The sequence below is a fragment of the Paenibacillus puldeungensis genome, assembly GCF_042678945.1.
Classification (GTDB): Bacteria; Bacillota; Bacilli; order Paenibacillales; family Paenibacillaceae; genus Fontibacillus; species Fontibacillus puldeungensis.
The window spans coordinates 247,011-265,844 of record NZ_JBHTLM010000003.1 but is presented as its reverse complement, the minus strand read 5'-3'; the positions used below and the strand labels follow the sequence as shown (position 1 = coordinate 265,844).

The following is an 18,834-nucleotide window of genomic DNA, read 5'->3' as shown; positions in this document are numbered from 1 at the left end:
CATATACTGTACGAAAGTCATTAAAAAAGGAGCGACATGAACATGTATGGGCGAAGCCAGTACAGATTTGCCTACGCTGCAGCTTGGACGCCGTCCAGGGTAGAATTGAATCAAAAATTACGTGCTTTATGGGAACAGCACATATACTGGACAAGATTGACGATAAACAGCATCGTCGGCCGGCTTCCGGATGAAAGCTATACGACGGCAAGGCTTCTCAGAAACCCCAATGATTTTGCGGCTGTCCTCAGACCTCTGTACGGGCCTGCTATAGCTACCAGATTTGCTGAGTTGCTGCGCGCTCATCTCACTATTGCGGCAGAGCTCATCAAGGATTTGCAGGCTGGAAATACCGCGGCGGCTGCGGACGCCCAAAAACGCTGATACAAGAATGCCGACGAGATTGCCGAGTTCTTGGGTAGAATCAATCCTTACTGGTCTAAAGAACAGTGGAGAAGTATGCTTCATGAGCATTTAAGGCTCCTCACGAAGGAAGTATCCAGCCGCCTGGCAAAAAATTATGCGGAAAATATTGCAATAAACGACCAGATCGAACCACAGGCACTTATGATGGCCGATGTGATGACAAACGGAATCGTCCAACAGTTTCCGTCCGCTTTTCAACATTAAATTAGCCGGAGGATGATTGTGAAATGGAAATACCTATTACAGGTTTACTGTATCATTCCATGGATTCCGGTTCCGAGCACGCCCATAGCCTTCTCATCACCTCGTGGGACGGAAGACCGGTATCTGTTCATGTTCATGCAATTTCGGGCGATACCTCTTATGATGTCGGACACTACCATCGTTATTCCGGATTCACGGATCCAGCCCCAAGCGGAGTTCCCCATATTCATTATTACAATGTGGAAACCTCCTTTAATGATCAGCACATTCATTATGTACGCGGACAAACAGGTCCAGCCATTCCTATACCAGGCGGTGGTGGGCACTACCATGAATTTGAGGGATTTACTACCATTAACGGTAAAATCCCTCATTCTCACAGGTACAAAGGAAATACGGGACGCGATAGATAAGCAGGTCTATGTCATACCACTTGGATTTGGAGTTCGTTCTCCGAATCCGGGTGGTTTATTTTTTGTGCGGCATAAATCATATTTCTGTAAAATTATCTAGACTTAAATGTTAATTTTTATTGACAATTTTAATTAAATATTGTTTCATTTTATTAAACTCTGTTGAATTCATTTTGAAATTAGGAGATTACTTTAGTGGAACTGGGTAGCAAAATCCGAATGATCCGTAAGGAGCAAAAGCGAAGCTTAGATGACATAGCCTCGGTATGCGGATTCACCAAAAGCCTGTTGTCCAAAATCGAAAACGGGAAGACGGTTCCGCCGATCGGAACGCTCATCAAAATCGCCGAAGCGCTTGGAACCAAAATCTCTATACTGCTGGATGATAGCGATTTTATCGGTACGGTGCACACAACGAAAGCCATGAGCATGGACAAAATGGTCAAGACGGATAAAGGATACTCATTCTCCGCAATTGCGGCAGAGCGGTCGCAAAAATTAATGCAGCCCTTCTATTTTGTGGCGAAAAAAGGCAAAGAGGGGAAGCGAACCGTATCCCATGTCGGCCAGGAATTTATTTATGTGCTCGAGGGGACCATGCTTTATTGCGTCGGTAAAGAGGAATACACCCTAAACGCTGGTGACAGCTTGTATTTCGACTCGGTTGAAAATCATAAATATACGCTCGTAACGGATGAGGTAAAATATTTGTCGGTGTTTTGCTCTGATTCTAAAGCTTAGAAGGATCAAAGAAACTTGAGAACATGGCGAAGGCCATTTCATGCTCATGATGGATATCTTGTAAACCGTGGCAGTTCTAAACTTCCAATTTACTCGAAACCCACATGGGCTTTTTTTCAACATTTGTGCGAGGGGGATTAGGTATGTTAAACATTTTGGTGGTTGATGATGAGCCGAAGCACAGAAAAGGGCTAACCCGCATGTTGAAGCATCTCAAGCCGGAATACAACATATTTAATGCCAGAGATGGGGTGGAGGCTCTGCACAGCATGAACGTTCATCCGATAGATTTGGTGTTTACAGACATTCAGATGCCGATCATGGACGGCCTTGAATTTTTGGACCATTTGATCCGGCGCGGAAGAAACGAAAATGTTATTATCATGAGCGCATATTCCGATTTTGCCTACGCCCAGCGGGCGCTGCAACTAGGGGCTAGCGACTATTTATTAAAACCCGTTGATGAACAAAAAATAATACCGTTGTTAACCAAAGCCGAACATAAAGTGAGTTCCACACGGGCTGCATCAGTGGAATGTATACTATCGGAGATATTTGAAGGATATCCGACTGAGGCGGATTATCAATTATTTCAAAGTTCATTTCCGAATATTAAACGTGGGAATGTGCTCATTGCCGAGTTTAGCTCACCTATGGACGATAAACCCTTATTATGCCTATTAAAGGCGTTACTTGAGCCGACCCTAAAAAGTTTTGGCTTTTCTTGCGCATTTTTTATACCGGGGAAAACACTGGTCACTCTTATTATGAGCCATGAACCAACCTCCATCATTTCACCTGCTTTTCAAACAAAGCTCTATGAGGTGATTCAGGAGTTTTCGCGAAGCTACAATGCAGAGCTAACCATTGGCATAGGGCAGGATTTTGTGGAATGGAAGCAGGAAGCAAAACGTGCTTATAGGCAGGCCTGTCAAGCGCTCAAAGCAAAATTTTATAAAGGAGGGGGTGGAATATATCGGTCTGAGCATATGAAAGATGCGAACCAGCCTACTGTTATCCAATTTGAGATCGGCCGATTAACCAAATGGATCTTAGCGGGGGATAAGCTGGAAATTCATTCTTACCTTGATTCGGCCGTTAACGAAACTATGGCGGTCAGCTTGCCGGAACCAGATACTTTAAAATATTCCATTGCCGCCTCAATCCATCATCTCACCGCTTTTTTCATGAAGAAAGGGCTCACCCCTCTACATAGCGCTGCATACGAGGAAGCTTTATTAAACGCACATTCAATAGAACAATTGAAAAAATCGGCTCGGGAGTGGATTTTTGAGCTATCGGACCGGCTGGATCAGCGCAAACGATGTAAAACGGAATCGATTATTGAAAGCTGTAGGTCGTATATCGATTCGCATTATCATGAGGAAGATTTAAGTTTAAGCAGGCTTGCCACTCAATTTCATTTTAACCCTTCATATTTTTGTCTCCTTTTCAAAACGCACACCCATATGACCATCCTTCAATACATTACACAAACTAGAATGAGAGCGGCTGCGAATCTGCTGCTTAACACCTCCCAAAGGGTTTACCAAATCGCCGAGAATGTTGGATATAAAGATGTAAAATACTTTATTCGTCTATTTCGCAAGGAATATGGCACAAGTCCAGAGGAATATCGCCATTTATCAGCTACTCGCTAAAGGAAGGGGATGCCATTTGAGAGGACGTCACCGTTTTCCACGATTAAAAGATCTCAGATATAGGTCCAAGCTTTTCTTAACCTATGCCCTCATTGTCACCATTCCGCTTAGTGTCCTCAGTTGGAAAAACTATCACTCCAGCAGGGAGTTCGTCTCCGATTTTGCCCGGCAAAATCTATATTCCATCGTTAAACAACATAATGAAATTATCGATGCCAAACTAACTCAAGTGGAGGAAAGCAGTCTCGCTTTGGTGGCGGAGCAAGAACTGTACGATCAGTACTCGGCTGCAAGTCCAAAAGATGAATACAGCATGATTACGATGGAAAAAAAGGTGAGCCGGGCATTGAACAAGTATTTTCCATACCTGAATGAGATGTACTCCATTCACTTGATTACCAGCTACGCGAATATTGGCTCCACGGGTGCTTCAACCTTGATCCCTTATGATGGTTTTAAAAGAACAACGCTTTACCAGGAAGCTATCAAGGGTAACGGTGGCGTGGCATGGGTGCCTACCTTTTCATATAAGAGAATGTTTCAGCATGAAATCAGCCCTTCCAATCCTTCTAAGGATGTCCAACTTCTGGCGGGTGTACGGCTGCTAAACTTATTTAAAATCAATAATGGCGAGGTGACCTGGCTGCAGGGCAAAGCTGAGCTACCGGTGCTGGTTATTACTTATCAGCCTGAAATATATTTTTCTAGGATTCAAAATGCGCTCCCTTCCGCCGGATCCTCTTTTTTTATCATGAGCCAAGCTGGAAATCTAGTGGCTGGAACAGACACGATAGGGAAAGAGGATTCCGGAACAAAGCTTAACTTACTAGACCAAATGGTAAAAATGAAAACCGGAACATTGGTGATCACAAAAGGTGGAAAGCCGCTGATCGTTTGCTTTGATACATCAAAGGTTACCGGCTGGATCTCCGGTGTAACGATATCGCCCGATGCGCTTGGCGCGTCTTTTTTGCCGAAAATCAAAATGGATACATTCTACTTAACCTCGTTATTGTTAGTTATCTCACTCCTGCTTGCATTGATTTTCGCCAATTCAATTACGAGACCGATTCATCAGCTGCTTCGAGCGATAAAGAAGACGGGGGAAGGGGAATTCGATACCCGAATACCGGTGGAATCCTATAACGAGATGGGTCTGCTGATTCACAAATATAATCAAATGAATGTGAAGATTAACAACTTGATTGAAGAGAATTACAAAGTAAAGCTGCGAGAAAAAGAAACCCAGATCATGTCGCTGAATATTCAGCTGAACCCTCACTTTTTATATAACACTCTCAACATGATGAATTGGACAGCTCTGGAAAACAATCAAAAGGAGCTCAGCCGCATGATCGTCAGCTTGTCCTCCATGCTGCAGTATACCTCTGAAAGTCATCAGGATATCGGAGATCTGGGGGAGGATCTAAACTGGCTCCAGCACTATATATACATCACGAATCAGCGTTTTGAGGACAAGTTTACGGTAAGCATAGACATCGCACCTGAGCTATTTCCTCACAAAGTTCCTAAACTGTTCCTGCAGCCTTTTGTTGAAAATGCAATCGTACATGGATTTTCTCATCTGCACAGCGGAGGGCGGATCAGGATTCAGGGCTGGATGACGGACACAGAACGCATCTTCATGGTCGAGGATAACGGAAAGGGGATTCCTTCCCACAAACTGGAGCAAATGGCTCAGGCTAAACAGAGCGATTCGATTGGCATTCAGAATGTAGATAAAAGAATCAAGCTTATTTATGGAGAAGCCTATGGCGTAACTCTGACTTCAAGAGAGAATGCAGGAACTACCATTAAAATAAACCTGCCCATATAAAATAGAAGCTGCCAAAAATCCTCCACCATTCCAAAAATGTTCGAATTCTCAATGGAACCGCTCTTTTTTACAATAATTATACAAATAATTATTTGAGATGAATGGAGGGATAGAGGATGAAGAAGGCAAGACGCCTCGCAGGATTGGCTTTATCGGCAATTCTTGCGATCACCGTATCGCTAACAGCTTGTTCTAGCGGTGGGAATGCACCTGAAAGCCAAGGCGGCAATAAAGAAGGCAAAGAAGAACAAGTCACACTGAAGTTTTCCTTCTGGGGAGACACGATTGAGAAGAAAACCGTTACCGAGGCGCTTAAGCTTTTTGAGGAAAAAACCGGGATCAAGGTGGAACCCATGCATGTTCCGGCCGATTATTTGACGAAGCTCACGACCATGGTGGCAGGGAACGTCGCTCCTGATGTAGGGTATTTGTCATCCGGCGCTGCGCTAAGCTGGGGAAGGGACGGGAAGCTGCTAAACCTCGACCCGCTTATCCAAAGCGACCCCGACTTCAAGAAAGAGGACTATCTCGATCAAGTGTGGTATGAAATCGAACCGGGCAATACGATCGGCATGAGTACCGCTGTGGAAGGGTACGGACTCATGTACAACAAGGATTTGCTGCTTGAGGCAGGTGTGGAGCTTCCGCCTACGGAGGCAAATAAGGCATGGGAATGGGATAAATTTGTTGAATATGCGAAGAAGCTGACACTTGACGACAAAGGGAGAAATGCACTCGATCCGAACTTTAACCCGGATAAAATCAAGCAGTATGGTCTTCAATATGATCCGTACAACATGATGGCGGCGGTCGTTTCTAACGGCGGCAACTTCTTAACAGAGGATGGGAAAGGATTCGGTCTAGCCCAGCCGGAAGCCATTGATGCTATTCAAAAGCTGGCGGATTTAATGTATGTGCACCACGTCTCACCGACACCGCTGCAAACCAAGAACTTGCCGGATACGGCGCTGCAGACGAAGAAGGTCGCCATGACGGTATCCGGCAACTGGGCGCTGCAAGCTTTCGCCGAGCAGAACTTTAATCTTGGAGTTGGAGTTCTGCCCAAGCTGAAGAAGAGCAATACACTGCTGGACGGCGCGCCGACGGTCATCTTTAAATCAACGAAGCACCCGAAGGAAGCATGGATGCTCTATAAATATATGGCGGACCCCGAGTCGGTTCTACCGCTGATCGAAGGCGGCTTATGGATGCCGCTGAAGAAGGAGTGGTACACAAAACCGGAGCTGATCAACAAATGGGCAGCCGGAAACAAAGCGCATCCGGAAGGATACACGGAAGCGTACATGAAGCAGACGATTGATAATGGTATCCGTACTCCGGGCTTTGAGGTGAAAAACCTGGATAAAATCAACGCGCTAGTGACCCCTGCTCTGGATTTGGTCTGGACAGGTAAAGAAAGTGCCGAGAAAGCGCTTAAGGGAGTAGAACCCAAGGTACAGCCGCTCATTCAGGGCTATTACGGAAGGTAATCCAGATCGTCAAATTCCATCGAGACAAGGGGGGATTGTTATTCTGCATAAACGCCGTCTAGCACTTGCCGGTATTCTGTTTGCGCTGCCTAGCATTCTGGGGCTGATGCTGTTCGTTATTTTGCCCATGCTTACCAGCTTATTGCTCAGCTTCACGGATTACCGCATCGTAAATACGCCAAAATTCATCGGACTGACGAATTACATCCGGCTCTTTGATGGAACGGATATGTACTTTTACAACTCGCTTTGGGTTACCTTCAAATATGTTATACTGCGCGTTCCCCTCGGACTATTCTTCTCGTTTATCGCTGCTTTTTTACTGAACATGGATTTTATCCGCGGCAAGTCCATATTTCGTACCATCTTTTATTTGCCTTCGATCGTGCCCGCGGTGGCTTCCTCCATGATCTGGATATGGCTGTTCAGTCCGGACTTAGGCTTGTTCAACAGCTTCCTGGAAGCCCTAAACTTGCCTACCCTCAGCTGGCTTTATGCCGAAGAAACCGTTGTTCCTTCCATCGTCATGATGAGCCTTTGGGCAATGGGGAGTACAATCATCATCTTTCTGGCAGGGCTTCAAGGCGTTCCGCGATCCTTGTATGAAGCGGCGATTGTGGACGGCGCCGGCGCGCTCCGCAAGTTCCGCCATATAACCATTCCGATGATGACGCCGATTATTTTCTTCAACTTGATCATGGGATCGATCGGCGCTTTTCAGGTATTTACGGAGGCGCTGATCATGACGCAGGGCGGTCCCAACAACGCCAGCTTGTTCTACAACTATTACATTTACCGGCAAGCCTTTCAGTTCGGTGAAATGGGGCAGGCCTCGGCGATTGCCTGGATTCTCTTCCTCATCATACTGGTGATTACAGCTATCTTCTTCCGCACGTCCAAAACCTGGGTATTTTATGAAAGTGAGGTGTAATTCCTATGATGAAGACCCGTCGTATCTCGCAGATATCCGTATACACCATTCTCATCGTAGGGGCCTCCTTTTGCATACTTCCGTTGTTCTGGCTGGTCCGCAGTTCGATGATGAGCTCGCTGCAAATTTTTGAAATGCCCCCCAAGTGGATACCTTCACCGTTCCGTCTTCAAAACTACGTGGAGGCTTTAACAACGATTGATTTCTTCCGATTTTTCAAAAACACGCTCATCATTACTGTCAGCTGTCTCATTGGAGCGTTGATCAGCAGCTCGCTGGGCGCATACAGCTACGCGAGGTTAGACTGGCCGGGGAAAAAGTTTTTCTTCGGACTGCTTTTGGCCAGTATGATGCTGCCTAGTGCGGTGACGCTGATTCCAACTTTTATCGGATGGAGACTGGCTGATCTCATTAACACCTATGTGCCGCTCATCCTGCCGGTTTGGTTCGGCTCGGCCTTTGATATATTTTTGCTTAGGCAGTTTTATGCCGGTATTCCAAGGGATCTGGACGAAGCTGCTTATGTGGACGGCGCCGGTCCATGGACCGTCTTTTCCCGAATCATCATTCCGCTATCCAAGCCGCCGCTTATCGTAATCGGACTGTTTTCCTTTATGAACTCCTGGAACGATTTTATGGGTCCGCTGGTTTACTTGAATGAAGAAAGCAAGTTTACGATGGCGCTTGGCCTGCAAATGTTCCAGTCGCTTCATAGCGCGCAGTGGCATCTGTTAATGGCAGCCTCCACCGTGGTGATTTTGCCGGTCATCATCGTGTTTTTCATAGGACAACGGTATTTTATCGAGGGGATTACGCTTACTGGCATGAAAGGATGAATCCAGGCAGTGACGTATCCGTCATTCAACCTGGTTGAATCAATTTTTGCTCATTGTGCTAGATACTTTGTAGAGGGAGTGTGAGGTAAATGGAAGCTCAGCGTCTCAAAAAAGTAAGGGAAATTCTCGAACAGCAGGGGATAGACGGGTTTCTGATTTCCAGCCCGTTTAACCGCAGGTATGTTACCGGATTTACCGGTACTGCAGGCTCCGTGGTTATTACCAAGGACCGGGCTTGGCTCCTGACCGATTTTCGCTATACCCGGCAAGCGGCCCAGCAGGCCAAGGAATATGAGATTGTTCAGGATACGGGCCAGACGCTTGCGCAAATTCGTGAGAAGCTGGACGAAGCCGGGGTCAGGTCATTAGCGTTTGAGAAAAATCATGTCACCTATGCAGGTTATGACGCTTATGAGAAGTCTTTTCAAGGGATCGAGCTTGTCCCGACCGAGAATATCATCGAAAAGCTGCGCGGCATTAAAGATGAGTGGGAGCTCGGCCGCATTCGGAAAGCGATCGAAATTACAGATAAGGCGTTCGAGCATATTTTAGGCTTCATGAAGCCGGGCGTGTCCGAAAGGGAGGTGTCCGCAGAGCTTGAATATGTGATGCGCAGAAACGGAGCCACGTCCTCCGCGTACCCTACAATTGTTGCTTCTGGCGTCCGCTCGTCGCTGCCGCATGGTTTGGCCAGCGAGAAGCTGCTTGGCGAGAATGAATTCGTAACCCTCGATTTCGGAGCGAGCTACGAAGGCTATTGTTCCGATTTGACTCGCACGGTCTTTATAGGTGAACCAACGGAACGCCATCAAGAGATTTACCGGATCGTGCTGGAAGCAAACCAAACGACGTTAAGCGGGCTGAAGCCGGGCATGACGGGGAAGGAAGGGGACTCTCTCGCTAGAGACTGTATCTCCGGCTATGGGTACAGTGAATATTTCGGCCATGGACTCGGCCATGCTTTTGGTTTGGAAATTCATGAGCCGATGCGTTTTTCGCAAAAGACTGAGGACATCCTGGAGCCCGGCATGATTTTGACGGTTGAACCCGGGGTGTACCTGCCTGATTTTGGCGGCGTTCGCATCGAGGATGACATTCTCATCACGGATACAGGCATTGAAGTGCTCACCAAGTCGAGCAAAGAGTTGATCGTTTTATAAAAGAAAGAAGTGATCGCGCTTATGAATCACGAATCTGCAGAAATCGTCATCATCGGCGGAGGGATCATCGGCATGTCCATTGCCTACTATACGGCGAGAGCCGGAATGGACGTCCTCGTGGTAGAGCGCGGCGAAATCGCCGGAGGCACCTCCTCCAAATGTGACGGGAATATTCTCGCCATCGATAAGGATCCCGGCTTCGATAGCCAGATGTCCTTGAAATCGCAGGAGCTCGTAGCAGAGTGGGCTCGGGAGCTCGATAAGGAATTCGAGTACCGGGCCCCCGGAAGCATCCTCGTGTGTGAGACGGACGAAGAGATGCAAGCGGCCGAAAGCTGGGTGTCCCGTCAAAAGGAAGCCGGTCTCCCGTTTCGCATGCTGGATCGTAAGGATTTACGCAATGAGTGGCCTTATATGGCGGATGATTTGCCAGGTGGCTTGGAGTGCGCTACGGACTCTACGGTCAATCCCGTTTTGCTCACCTATTCGCTGGCGGCGACTGCTCGCCGGTATGGTGCAAGGTTTCTCACTCATACGCCGGTTACGGCCATTCTGCTGGATGAACAGGGAAGAATTCGCGGCGTCGAGACCGCGGACGGTGCGATCCGAGCCAAAACGGTCATTAATGCTGCTGGTGTCTGGGCGAAGCAGATTGGAAAAATGGCGGGCATTGATATTCCGATAGAGCCTAGGAAAGGGCATATTCTCGTAGCCTCCCGCTGGGAGAGCATCGGGAAGCGGAAGGTGATGGAGTTTGGATACCTGATCAGCAAGTTTGGCGGACAGCGCAAGGTAGATCCACGTTTTAAAAAATACGGGATCGCGCTTGTTTTTGAGCCGACGGCCTCCCAAAACTTCCTGATCGGATCAAGCCGCCAATTTGTCGGAATGGACACTCGTGTGGATCAGGAGGTGATCCGACTCATCGCGGAAAGGGCGATCCGCTTCTTCCCCGTCATGGAGCATATCCCTCTGCTGCGAACCTACGCGGGACTTAGGCCCTGGACCGCGGATCATTTGCCGATCGTTTCGCCCGTTGACGAAATTCCCGGCTTCTATGTAGCGGCGGGCCATGAAGGGGACGGCATAAGCCTGGCTGCGGTCACAGGCAAGATCATCTGCGAAATGCTTAGCGGAGCGGGAGAAACCTGCATTCCGGTCGAGCCACTCCGATATGACCGGTTCCGCAGCGCCGCTGTTCATCAGGAGGTGACTCAATGAGGTTTACCAAGATGGTCAGTACGATCGACACGCATACGGGGGGGAATCCTACCCGAACCGTGACGAGCGGAGCGCCGGAGCTGGTGGGGAGGACAATGACGGAGAAGATGGTGTACATGTCGGAGCATTACGATTATTTTCGCAGGGCTCTGATGTATGAACCGCGAGGCCATGAAGTGATGTCCGGCTGTATTCTGACGACTCCGTGCGACGCGAGGGCAGATATTGGGGTGGTATTCATTGAAACGGGCGGATATTTGCCGATGTGCGGCCACGATACGATCGGACTATGCACCGCGCTGATTGAAGGAGGGATCTTCCCCGAGAGTAAGGACGTCATTCGTCTTGATACGCCGGCAGGCCTCGTGGAGGCGAGGCTTGATATTGAGAAGGGAAAAGTCAGACAGGTCACGTTCACGAATATCGCCTCCTTTTTATACAAGCAAGATATCCGGGTTCATGTCGAGGATGTAGGCGTGATTTCGGTGGATATTGCTTATGGCGGCAACTTTTATGGACTCGTTGATGCCCGCCCGCTTCAGCTAACACTTGCGCCTAATAGAGCGGCAGAAATCGTCCGACTGGCCATAAAGATTCGTGACGCAGTGAATCGGGAGACTGAGGTCGTGCATCCCGAAATTCCCGTCATCCGGGGGCTGACCCATATCGAGTTCTACAGCGATCCCGTATCGCCAGCGGCACACTGCAGGAATACGGTGGTCGTGCCCCCCGGCGGTATCGACCGCTCCCCTTGCGGAACGGGAACCTCGGCGAAGGTCGCTGTGCTTTACGCCAAAGGAGAGTTGATGCAGGGACAGGAGTTTGTCCACGAAAGCATCGTCGGGTCCATATTCCGGGCAAAGGTTCTGGAGGAAACGACAGTGGGCGGTTTGCCGGCAGTCATTCCGCAAATCTCCGGTTCGGCTTGGATTACGGGCTTTCACCAGTTTGTATTTCAGGATCAGGATGAACTGAAACAAGGCTTTTTCCTGCTTTAATGCTTATTTCGCGGAGGCTTTGCACATGGAAATGATCAAATGGTTTGCAGCTATAGATACGCATTCCTGCGGGGAGCCGCTCCGCATCATCACCGGCGGTTTGCCGCAGATGGAAGGATCCTCACAGCAAGCTAAAGCTGCATTTTTCAAACAGCATTTTGATGCCGTGCGAAGGCAGCTTTTGGCTGAACCGCGCGGACATCACGCGATGACAGGAGCCATCGTCACGGCACCGGTAACAAGCGAAGCGCGGTTCGGATTGCTATTCCTGCATCAGGAAGGCTGCGCTTCCATAAGCGGTCATGGCATATTCGCCGCCGTAACAGCATGGATTGCGACAGGACAGCTCGATGCTTCAGACGCGGCGGAGGGCGTGCTCATCGATTGCCCGGCGGGAACGGTAAAAGCATATGCCAACTGCGAAGGAGATGAAATACGCTCGGTTTCGTTTCGGAGCGTCCCAAGCTTTGTATTTGCCGAGCCGCTCACAGCAGCGGTTGATGGGATTGAAGTGAGTATAGATGTAGCCTATAGCGGCGAATTTTATGCGCTCGTCGATGCCTCTGAGCTGGGAGTTCGAGAAGGGGAATACCCGCTGCACAAGCTACGGGAATGGAGCAGGCTGATCCGCGAGGAGATCCGGCGACAGCTTGATGTGAAGCATCCCCAGCACGATTGGATTTCCGGGACCTATGGCGTTTTCTTTTATCAAAAGGATAACCGTGAGCCGAACGGACTTGTTTTCCGCAGTACGGCAGTGTTTGCCGGAGAGCAGCTTGACCGATCGCCGGGAGGAGCGGGAGCGTGCGCTCATCTGGCTTTGTTATATTCTCGCGGCCGGCTGAGCCAGGGGCAGCAGGTGATCTATGAAGGAATTACCGGAACTCGGGTGGCGGGGAAAATTGCTGAAGAAACGGAGGCGTACGGTTACAAAGCCGTCATTCCGCAGCTCACAGGCAGCGCTTATGTGCTGGGTTTTATGAATTTTATCGTTGACCCGACGGATCCGTTAGCTGAAGGCTTTATTCTTAACTAAATGAATATTTAATATAATGAACTAAAAGGAGAATGGGAATGGCAAAATTTGAAGGTGTTTACGTTGCTACCGTTACACCATTTACAGCAAATTACGAGGTGGATTATAAGCGACTGACCGAGCTCTGCGATTGGCTTATCTCCCAAGGGGTTCACGGACTCGTTCCTACCGGCTCCCTCGGCGAATATGCCACTATGACTAGTGAGGAGCGGGCCAAGGTCGTGGAAACCGTGATCGAGGCAGCGGCGGGCCGGGTACCGGTAGTGGTCGGCTCTGCAGCGCCTTCAACGAAGCAAGCCGTCGATTGGGTGAAGCATGCGAAGGATTCGGGAGCGGCCGGTGTTATGGCGCTGCCCCCGATCAACTACAGACCGCTAGAGCACGAGGTTATCGCTCACTACGAAGCGTTGAATGAAGTGGGGCTGCCCATTGTCGCATACAACAATCCGCATGATTACAAAATCGATTTGACGCCGCAGCTGCTCTCCAGACTTTCCAAGCTTGAAAATGTAGTAGCTGTCAAAGAATTTTCCGGCGACATTCGCCGCGTGCACGATATTTTGGATACTACGGATCTGGAAGTGATGATCGGTGTCGACGATTTAGCCTTGGAGGGCCCGCTTTTTGGAGCTACGGGCTGGATTTCCGGGATCACGAACGCCCTGCCAAAGGAATGCGTAGAGCTGTTCAATCTTGCGAGACAAGGCAAGCTTCAGGAGGCACTGCCCCTTTACCGGCACTTGCTCCCGCTGTTTCACTTCGATGCCAGCGCCCAGCTTGTACAATCCATCAAATATATGATGGAGCTGGCTGGATTTCCAACAGGGCCAACGCGGCCGCCTCGCCTTCCTTTGCCAGAAGCCGATTACAAAGCCATCAGAGAAGCATTTGAGTACGCGGTTAACCGCAAACAGCCGGCGAATTGAACAGATAACTTAATTACAGTCCATAGCCGTAAGTAGAGTCTAAACAGGAGGGATCTAGTCTTGATAAACAGCCGTAATTGGATCGGAGGGGAGTGGTTCACGCCTACCTCCAAAGCTTGTGCTGTCATAAACCCATCCAACACTCAGGAAGAAGTGGGGGTTCTTCATTTATCGGATTCGTCCCATGTTATTCAGGCAGAGCAAGCGGCCCGCCAAGCCTTTACGTCGTGGTCCCGCTTGACTGGCACGGCAAGAGCCGAGCACTTGTACGGACTCGCGGCTGCTCTCGAATCTAAATCTGCCGACGTCGCTCAGCTCGCGAGCTTGGAAATGGGCAAACCGATCACGGAAATGCGCGGCGAGGTCATGCGCGGAGTTCATCTTCTTCGGTATTACGCTGCCGAAGGCGTTCGGGCAAATGGGGCTGTCATTCCTTCCAGCGAGCCGAATGTACTGCAGTATACAAAAAAGGTCCCTCTTGGGGTGGTGGGAATCATTACCCCTTGGAACTTTCCGGTCGCCATCCCGATTTGGAAAATCGCGCCTGCACTAATCTGCGGAAACACGGTTATTTGGAAACCAGCCGAGTTCGCCTCTTTGACTGCAACCAGGCTGGTGGAAGTTTTCGCTGAAGCAGGCCTTCCTGCTGGTGTGATCAACCTGGTCATCGGTAAAGGCAGTCAGATCGGCGATGCCCTCTTGGAGCAAATTACTTTGGACGCGGTGAGCTTTACCGGCTCGACGTCTACCGGCAGTCGAATCGCGCAGACCTGCGCAAAGCGCAATATCAAATACCAAACCGAAATGGGCGGAAAAAATGCCGCTGTAGTGCTAAACGATGCCGATATCGAGAAGACACTGCCGATGATAGTCAGCGGCGCGTTTCGCTCGGCAGGCCAGAAATGTACGGCCACGAGCCGGATCATCGTGGAATCCGGAATCTATGATTCCTTTACGAAGGCATTGTCAAAAGCCATATCTGAAATCAAGCTGGCCCCATCGCTTGATCCGTCCGCTTATCTTGGCCCGGTGGCTTCCGCCAGCCAGTACGAGACCGTGATGTCTTACGTGAATATGGCTTGGGATCAGGCCGACATATTGGCACAAGGCCCGGCTGCTGCAGGAGATCAAACAGGCTACTATATCCAGCCGCTCGTGGCGACAGGCATACACGCTCAGCATTCCCTGGTTCAGGAGGAAATTTTCGGTCCTGTTACCGTTGTGCTTGAGGCATCCGATTTTGACCATGCCATCGCATTATGCAATCAGACCGTCTATGGGCTCAGCGCTTCGCTCTTTACGCAAAATTTGTCTTATGCCCACCGATTCCTGGACGAAGCAGAAGCCGGTATGGTTCGCGTCAACCAGGAGACGGCGGGGGTTGAGTACCAGTCTCCGTTCGGAGGAATGAAGCTCTCAAGCTCGCATACGCGCGAGCAAGGCCAAGCGGCACTCGATTTTTATACCGAGCTTAAGACTTGTGCCATCCGTTACTTTTAGGAGGCTTTCCGATGAATCATTCTCATACATCCCTGATCATCTGCCGTTGCGAAGAAGTAACGCTTGAGCAATTGGAGGCAGCCTACGAAACAGGCTGCTGCACTTCTCGGCAGTTAAAGATGAAAACGCGGGCCACTATGGGAGCTTGTCAAGGCCGGGTGTGCAGACAGCTGCTGGAGGCTTGGGTCCATGCAACAAGCCCGCAGCTTCCTCGGGATGCCGAGCTGTTATCGCATCGTCCGCCTATTCGGCCTGTGACATTCGGTCAGCTTGCAAAGGGGGAGGTGTGATGGAGAGAATAACAAACCATCCGATTCTCGGCCGGATGACGCCCTCTCGTAAACCTGTAAGCTTTACATTTAACGGCAAGGAACTATCGGGACTGCAAGGCGAGCCGATTGCGGCGGCCCTGCTGGCAAGCGGCATTCGTACGCTTCGCAGGCACGAGGAATCCGGCATCGCCCGCGGATTGTATTGCGCCATCGGCCACTGCATGGAATGTCGGCTGAATGTTCTGGGGAAAGGGCTGGTACGTTCTTGTCTCACCCCGCTTGAAGAGGGAATGTGCATTACCGAAGGTCAGCAGCTTCCTAATGAAATCACGGGAAGGAGGCTTTCATGATCCATATGCCGCAATACGACCTGTTGATTGTGGGGGCCGGTCCGGCAGGGCTTTCGGCAGCGGCGAAAGCTGCGAGCCATGGGCTTGAGGTAGCCGTACTGGATGAGTTCCCTGTACCGGGGGGGCGCATGCTGGGCCAGTTTCACGAGGAAAAGGGACGCTGGTGGATCGGCAAACAGGCAGCCGAGCAGCTCATTGCCCAGTGCCATGCTTTGGGAGTAGATATACGCTGTGGGGTGTCCGTTCACGGTATGCTGCGGACAGATAACCGCTGGGTGCTTAGAACATCCTGCGGTTCGCTTTCGGCGGCAAGAGTTCTGCTTGCTACGGGTGGTGCCGAGATTCCGCAGCCCACTGCAGGCTGGACGCTGCCGGGGGTGATGTCGATCGGCGCGGCACAAGTGATGACCAACGTGCATTATGTGAAGCCGGGACAACGCGGACTGATCATTGGCGTAAATGTTCTTGCCATGGCCATTGCACGGGAGCTGACGGTCAGCGGGGTATCCATCGCGGGAATTGTACTCCCCGGACCGGGTCCCTTTTCCGGTAAAGATGCCTTGCCTGGCACCAATGTCGAGAGACTGATGCGGCTGGCTCACTTGGCGCCTTCTCCGCTTATGAGGATAGGGGGAAGAGCAGCGCTTTCGCTAGGAATGGCCGGATGGGTGTCTCGTTTTTTTCCGCGCCGTGGAATGAAAGTGTGGGGTATTCCTCTAAAACTGCGGACTGCCGCTGTATCAGTTAATGGCATGAATTATGTGGAATCGGTGACACTGGCAGACATGACCAGCAGTGGTGACATCGTACCCGGAACCGAGCGGGAGGAGGTGGTGGATTTTGTAGCTGTTGCGGGCGGACTATACCCGCTAGCGGAGCTTGCTGCGGTTGCCGGATGTCCTTTTGTCTATATGGAAGAGCTGGGTGGCCATGTTCCGCTTCACAATGAGAAAATGCAGACACCTGTCGAAGGATTGTATGTGGCCGGCAATATTACGGGTATCGAAAGTGCGCTTGTTGCCATGGCTCAAGGACGGCTTGCGGGCGTTACGGTTTGCAGCGATGCCGGGACTCTTGGGGATAGACGGGACTCGATGCTGCATAACGCCGTAGAGCATGTCCGGCGCGTTCGCGCCACCGCTTTGATCCAGTTTCATCCAGGTATCCCGAATGCCAGGGAACAAATGTATAAGAAGTGGGAAGGGGAAGGCTGAATATGAAAAAATGGGTTTCCATGGGGATTAGTATCGCGTTATTGGTCTCATTGTGCGCATTCCCGGCAGCCGCCGAACCTAACACACCCGAACTAGCCGGAAGTGATGCGAAAATCGTGGACATCTACGGAAGAACGCTAAATGATTATGGGATTGAATTGGTAGACTGGCAAGGCTATATCGCCAACCCGTATGTCAAACTGAAGGTTGTTCCGCCAGCAGGTTCCGTCTATCCACTAACCGTAAACATCAAGGCCAAAGGCACGTCTCGTTTGATGATGGACCGGCCGAGCACACTCACCGCAACCGGAGCGGAGAAGACGCTATCGTTCCAAAGTTCCAGCGAAAACAAACCTTTCCTGCTCGAAATCCATCCGGATCGCATAGGCGGGAATGGCGAGATCGAGAACTATAGCCTTGAATTGTCGGTTATCGACGCGCAAGGCGTGGTCCGCAAACAAACTACCCCGATTCGGGTATTGGATCAGGATGACGAGAGCGAGCCTGGACTTCCGCTCAAGTTTGATTACCGATACGACACGATACAGCCTTATTTCAGTAATCCCGCGATCCGCACGGCTAGTGAGCAGGCCATCAAGGACTGGTTCTACTTCTTTGATATGGAGCCGTTCGATACCGTCCCGGCGAATTCGGAAGTGACCCACCTGCCGGAGGATAACTTTAACGGACATATCACCGTGACCAATGATCAGCCTTATAACGGGATGTGGATTTACCTGAGGGGAATCAATGGGCCGTATTCCACCGGCGGACCTTCAAACAATGGAAAATACCATAAACGAAACGGAGTGACGATTCCCGATAAAATACATCGTTCCTTAATGACCATTCTTGATTTTTACGATACCGCCACGCCGTTTACCTCGCTTAATGATGAGGAATGGTACTTGACGGAAATGTCGAACACGTCAACGGATGTCTACGGTCTCATTATGCATGAATTCGGGCATGCGCTTGCGTTCTCCGATAGCTGGAAAGGGATGGCGGCATACAAACAAAGCGGCGGAACTGCGAACAATATCGTAGCCTACCAAGGGAATCCGGTTCCGCTGGACAATACGTATCATATTCCAGGCGAAGTGCAGTACTGGGACCGCATCAGCGGCCAAAATGGCGGACGTACCCACCTCTTTCATAATAAGCGCTGGATGCTGACCAAATTGACGTTGTTGATTGCGGAAAAAGCAGGCTGGAAGTTAAATCGCGAGCTAACCCCCTTCCTAAGCCCGGCCATCAAAAACATTTCTGTTCCAAATGCAAAGCAAGGACAGGATTACGAGCTGAAGCTGCAGGCCGAAGGCGGAGTTCCTTTCTATGATTGGACCATCGTTGCTGGCTCGCTGCCGGAAGGACTCGCGTTAGACCGTTTTACCGGCAAAATCTCGGGAAAAGTATCCAGCCAAGCCCAAGGCAGCTACACATTTACCGTACAGCTCCGGGATTACGATGAGCAAGGAACTCCGGTTCAGAAGGGATTTACTATAAATGTCGGTCAATAAGAATTGGTAGGAAACCACCTATGCACACACCAAGACAATAAGAAATGCAACGGTAGTTAAGGACTTTTTATAGTCCATAGCTGCCGTTTTTTTGTGAA

19 protein-coding genes are annotated in these 18,834 nt (G+C 50.1%); all 19 read left to right on the top strand.

The window, feature by feature from the left end; translation table 11 throughout:
* The first annotated feature begins 42 nt into the window (after window positions 1-42).
* A complete protein-coding gene (locus tag ACFQ3W_RS06215) occupies window positions 43-384 on the top strand; it encodes a hypothetical protein (RefSeq protein ID WP_379317727.1) in 342 nt (113 codons plus the stop codon).
* A gap of 30 nt (window positions 385-414) precedes the next feature.
* On the top strand, window positions 415-630 hold the full coding sequence (locus tag ACFQ3W_RS06210) for a hypothetical protein (RefSeq protein ID WP_379317725.1): 216 nt from the start codon (window positions 415-417) through the stop codon (window positions 628-630).
* Window positions 631-653: 23 nt separating this feature from the next.
* On the top strand, window positions 654-1,043 hold the full coding sequence (locus ACFQ3W_RS06205) for a YmaF family protein (protein ID WP_379317723.1): 390 nt from the start codon (window positions 654-656) through the stop codon (window positions 1,041-1,043).
* 195 nt (window positions 1,044-1,238) lie between these two features.
* On the top strand, window positions 1,239-1,784 hold the full coding sequence (locus tag ACFQ3W_RS06200) for a helix-turn-helix domain-containing protein (RefSeq protein ID WP_379317721.1): 546 nt from the start codon (window positions 1,239-1,241) through the stop codon (window positions 1,782-1,784).
* 143 nt (window positions 1,785-1,927) lie between these two features.
* Window positions 1,928-3,445, top strand: coding sequence for a response regulator transcription factor (locus ACFQ3W_RS06195; protein ID WP_379317719.1), 1,518 nt, complete (start codon window positions 1,928-1,930; stop codon window positions 3,443-3,445).
* Window positions 3,446-3,461: 16 nt separating this feature from the next.
* Window positions 3,462-5,282: a cache domain-containing sensor histidine kinase gene (locus tag ACFQ3W_RS06190; protein WP_379317717.1), complete on the top strand. Its 1,821-nt coding sequence runs from the start codon at window positions 3,462-3,464 to the stop codon at window positions 5,280-5,282.
* A gap of 116 nt (window positions 5,283-5,398) precedes the next feature.
* Window positions 5,399-6,772 (top strand): ABC transporter substrate-binding protein, encoded by a 1,374-nt coding sequence (locus ACFQ3W_RS06185; RefSeq protein WP_379317716.1) that lies wholly within the window; start codon window positions 5,399-5,401, stop codon window positions 6,770-6,772.
* A 127-nt stretch (window positions 6,773-6,899) separates the two neighbouring features.
* Complete coding sequence (locus tag ACFQ3W_RS06180; RefSeq protein ID WP_379317714.1) at window positions 6,900-7,703, top strand: carbohydrate ABC transporter permease; 804 nt, start codon at window positions 6,900-6,902, stop codon at window positions 7,701-7,703.
* Between the two features lie 5 nt (window positions 7,704-7,708).
* A complete protein-coding gene (locus ACFQ3W_RS06175) occupies window positions 7,709-8,539 on the top strand; it encodes a carbohydrate ABC transporter permease (RefSeq protein ID WP_379317712.1) in 831 nt (276 codons plus the stop codon).
* Window positions 8,540-8,628: 89 nt separating this feature from the next.
* Window positions 8,629-9,699 (top strand): M24 family metallopeptidase, encoded by a 1,071-nt coding sequence (locus ACFQ3W_RS06170; protein WP_379317710.1) that lies wholly within the window; start codon window positions 8,629-8,631, stop codon window positions 9,697-9,699.
* Between the two features lie 21 nt (window positions 9,700-9,720).
* Entirely contained in the window at window positions 9,721-10,920 is a 1,200-nt protein-coding gene (locus tag ACFQ3W_RS06165) for an NAD(P)/FAD-dependent oxidoreductase (RefSeq protein ID WP_379317708.1), read from the top strand.
* Window positions 10,917-11,918, top strand: a complete 1,002-nt coding sequence (locus tag ACFQ3W_RS06160; protein WP_379317706.1) for a proline racemase family protein — start codon at window positions 10,917-10,919, stop codon at window positions 11,916-11,918. The genes ACFQ3W_RS06165 and ACFQ3W_RS06160 overlap by 4 nt, the downstream gene beginning before the upstream one ends.
* A 25-nt stretch (window positions 11,919-11,943) precedes the next feature.
* The gene (locus tag ACFQ3W_RS06155; protein ID WP_379317704.1) at window positions 11,944-12,954 is read left to right on the top strand and encodes a proline racemase family protein; all 1,011 of its coding nucleotides are present in this window, start codon (window positions 11,944-11,946) and stop codon (window positions 12,952-12,954) included.
* Window positions 12,955-12,992: 38 nt separating this feature from the next.
* Window positions 12,993-13,880, top strand: coding sequence for a dihydrodipicolinate synthase family protein (locus ACFQ3W_RS06150; RefSeq protein WP_379317702.1), 888 nt, complete (start codon window positions 12,993-12,995; stop codon window positions 13,878-13,880).
* 63 nt (window positions 13,881-13,943) lie between these two features.
* A complete protein-coding gene (locus ACFQ3W_RS06145) occupies window positions 13,944-15,380 on the top strand; it encodes an aldehyde dehydrogenase family protein (protein WP_379317956.1) in 1,437 nt (478 codons plus the stop codon).
* A gap of 11 nt (window positions 15,381-15,391) precedes the next feature.
* The gene (locus ACFQ3W_RS06140) at window positions 15,392-15,670 is read left to right on the top strand and encodes a (2Fe-2S)-binding protein (protein WP_379317700.1); all 279 of its coding nucleotides are present in this window, start codon (window positions 15,392-15,394) and stop codon (window positions 15,668-15,670) included.
* Complete coding sequence (locus ACFQ3W_RS06135) at window positions 15,670-16,002, top strand: (2Fe-2S)-binding protein (RefSeq protein WP_379317698.1); 333 nt, start codon at window positions 15,670-15,672, stop codon at window positions 16,000-16,002. Before ACFQ3W_RS06140 ends, ACFQ3W_RS06135 begins: the two co-directional genes overlap by 1 nt.
* A complete protein-coding gene (locus tag ACFQ3W_RS06130) occupies window positions 15,999-17,216 on the top strand; it encodes an NAD(P)/FAD-dependent oxidoreductase (protein ID WP_379317696.1) in 1,218 nt (405 codons plus the stop codon). Before ACFQ3W_RS06135 ends, ACFQ3W_RS06130 begins: the two co-directional genes overlap by 4 nt.
* Window positions 17,217-17,218: 2 nt before the next feature.
* A complete protein-coding gene (locus ACFQ3W_RS06125) occupies window positions 17,219-18,736 on the top strand; it encodes an Ig domain-containing protein (protein ID WP_379317694.1) in 1,518 nt (505 codons plus the stop codon).
* The last annotated feature ends 98 nt before the right edge of the window (window positions 18,737-18,834 follow it).